Annotated in this window: 4 protein-coding genes; all 4 read left to right on the forward strand. The window is 67.9% G+C overall.

Annotated features, from left to right (window positions below):
* On the forward strand, positions 1–586 hold a 586-nt coding region (locus HZB86_11525), incomplete at its 5' end, for a branched-chain amino acid ABC transporter permease (GenBank protein MBI5906152.1).
* Positions 587–646: 60 nt separating this feature from the next.
* Positions 647–1,333, forward strand: coding sequence for an ABC transporter ATP-binding protein (locus HZB86_11530; protein ID MBI5906153.1), 687 nt, complete (start codon positions 647–649; stop codon positions 1,331–1,333).
* 10 nt (positions 1,334–1,343) lie between these two features.
* Positions 1,344–2,036 (forward strand): ABC transporter ATP-binding protein, encoded by a 693-nt coding sequence (locus HZB86_11535; protein ID MBI5906154.1) that lies wholly within the window; start codon positions 1,344–1,346, stop codon positions 2,034–2,036.
* A partial coding sequence (locus HZB86_11540) for a hypothetical protein (protein ID MBI5906155.1) occupies positions 2,023–2,312 on the forward strand: 290 nt, incomplete at its 3' end. The genes HZB86_11535 and HZB86_11540, both read left to right, overlap by 14 nt.

Here is a 2,312-nt window from a genome sequence, read left to right on the forward strand (position 1 = left end):
CTTCGCCCTGATCGGCAGCACCGTGGGCGAGACGTGGACCTCTCTCACGGGGGGCGCCGACGGGCTGGTCTTCATGCCGCCGCCGCTGGACGTCGGCGTGGCGAAGCTGGACCTCATGGGCATCCGCACCACCTACCACCTGGTCCTGGCGGTCACGGCGCTCGCCTACCTCTTCCTCCGCCGGATGGTCGGTTCGCCGCTGGGGAAGGTGTTCGTGGCGATCCGGGAGAACGAGGAGCGCGCGCGGCTGATCGGCTACGACGTCCGCCGGTACAAGCTGCTGGCGTTCGTGATCGCGGGGGGGCTCTCCGGCCTTGCCGGGGGACTCTACACCCTCAGTCTGAAGTACGCATCGGCGACGTTCCTCCACTGGTCCATATCCGGCCACGCGGTGGTGTACACCATCGTGGGCGGGGGCGGAACGCTCGTGGGGCCGATGCTCGGGGCGGGGCTCATCATGTCGCTCGAACATTACCTGGTGAAGCTGCTGACCGCCACCGACCTCGTCGTCGGCGCGGTGCTGGTCTCGGCGCTCCTCTTCGCACCGAAGGGGATCGTCGGGTTCCTGCGCGGAAGGAGACGGTAGGTGGGCGGAAACGGCGCGATCCTCACGCTGGAGAAGGTGAGCAAGAGCTTCGGCGGGCTGATGGCGGTGAACTACGCCACCATGGAGGTGCGGAAGGGGGAGCTGCGGGCGCTGATCGGGCCCAATGGAGCCGGGAAGACCACGCTCCTCAACCTGATCACCGGGATCCACACGGCCACCTCCGGAAGGATCCTCTTCCGGGGGGAGGAGATCACGCGGCTTTCGCCGGACCGGATCTCCCACCGGGGGATCTCGCGGACGCTCCAGATCACGAGCCTGTTCTCCGGCCTCACCGTGTACGAGAACATCTGGGCGGCGGCGCAGTCCCGGAGGCGGTTCTTCAACCCGTTCGCCCGGCCGGAAGCGTGGTCGGACGTGCGGGAGAAGACCGACGAAATGCTGGAGCTCACCGGACTGGCCGACAAGGCGGGAACGGTCTGCTCGGAGCTCTCCTACGGCGACCAGCGGATCCTGGAGGTGGGGGTCGCGCTCAGCACCGCCCCCGAGCTGCTCCTGCTCGACGAGCCGACGGCGGGGTTGAGCACGCGGGAATCGATGGCCCTGGTGAAGAGGATGCGGACGATGCTCCGGGGACAGACGATCGTCCTCGTGGAGCACGACATGGGCGTGGTGATGGAGCTGTCGGACCGGATCACCGTGCTGCATTACGGGGAGGTGCTCGCCGAGGGGACCCCCGCCGAGATCATGGGGAACGACCGGGTCCGGAAGGTGTACCTTGGCAACTGACATCCTGAAGATGAGCGGCGTCTGCAGCTACTACGGCAAGGGGCAGGTGCTCCACGGCGCCTCGCTCTCGGTCCGGGAAGGGGAGCTGGTGGGGCTGGTCGGCCGCAACGGCGTCGGGAAGACGACCACCCTCAAGGCGGTCATGGGGATGATCCCGGCGCGGGCCGGTTCGATCGCCTTCCGGGGGGAGGAGCTGGCCGGGGTTCCCGCCTACCGCGTGCCGCGCAAGGGGATCTCCTACGTCCCGCAAGGGAGGCACCTGTTCCCGAAGCTGACGGTCCGGGAGAACCTCGAGATCGCTTGCGTGACGGGCAAGGTCGATCCCGCGAAGCTCGAGGAGATCTACGGCTACTTCCCGCGGGTGAAGGAGCGGCTGTCGCAGAAGGCGGGAACGCTCTCCGGCGGCGAGCAGCAGATGGTCGCCATCGGCAGGGCGCTGGTCGCGGATCCCGCCCTGATCCTGCTCGACGAGCCGACCGAGGGGCTGATGCCGCTGCTGGTCCAGGCGATCGCGGAGACGGTCCAGGCGATCAACGCGCGGGGGACCTCGATCCTGCTGGTCGAGCAGAACCTGAAAACCCTGAAGGAGATCTGCCACCGCATCTACATCATGGAGAAGGGCGCGGTGGTCTACGAGGGGACCCCTTCGGAGATCGACGCGGCGATGGATGTCCAGGAGAGGTACCTGAGTGTCAAGGTGTAGCCTGCGGGAGCGGCGCGGGATGGCGATCGCGGGGTTCGCGGGAGCCCTCCTGCTCGCGCTGCGCGTCCCCGCGCCGGCGGCGGAAGCCGTTGCCGTGGGAGCGCCGCGCGTCACGCTGAACGGGCAGACGCTCAACGTCACCTGGGACGAGATCACCAACGCCCCGCTGACCGTATCGGCCGTCGATTCCGACCTGATGGTGGTGAAGGGGATCGGGGAGATGGGGCGGGGCGAGGTCCAGGACATCGGTACCCTCCTCGTGAACAAGTACTGGAA

The organism is Deltaproteobacteria bacterium, from assembly GCA_016234845.1.
In the GTDB taxonomy this organism is placed as follows: domain Bacteria; phylum Desulfobacterota; class Deferrimicrobia; order Deferrimicrobiales; family Deferrimicrobiaceae; genus JACRNP01.

Coding starts and splice junctions, on each gene's coding strand:
- HZB86_11535 (MBI5906154.1), top strand. CDS start 1,344: ATGAGCGGCGTCTGCAGCTACTACGGCAAGGGGCAGGTGCTCCACGGC.
- HZB86_11530 (MBI5906153.1), top strand. CDS start 647: ATGGCGGTGAACTACGCCACCATGGAGGTGCGGAAGGGGGAGCTGCGG.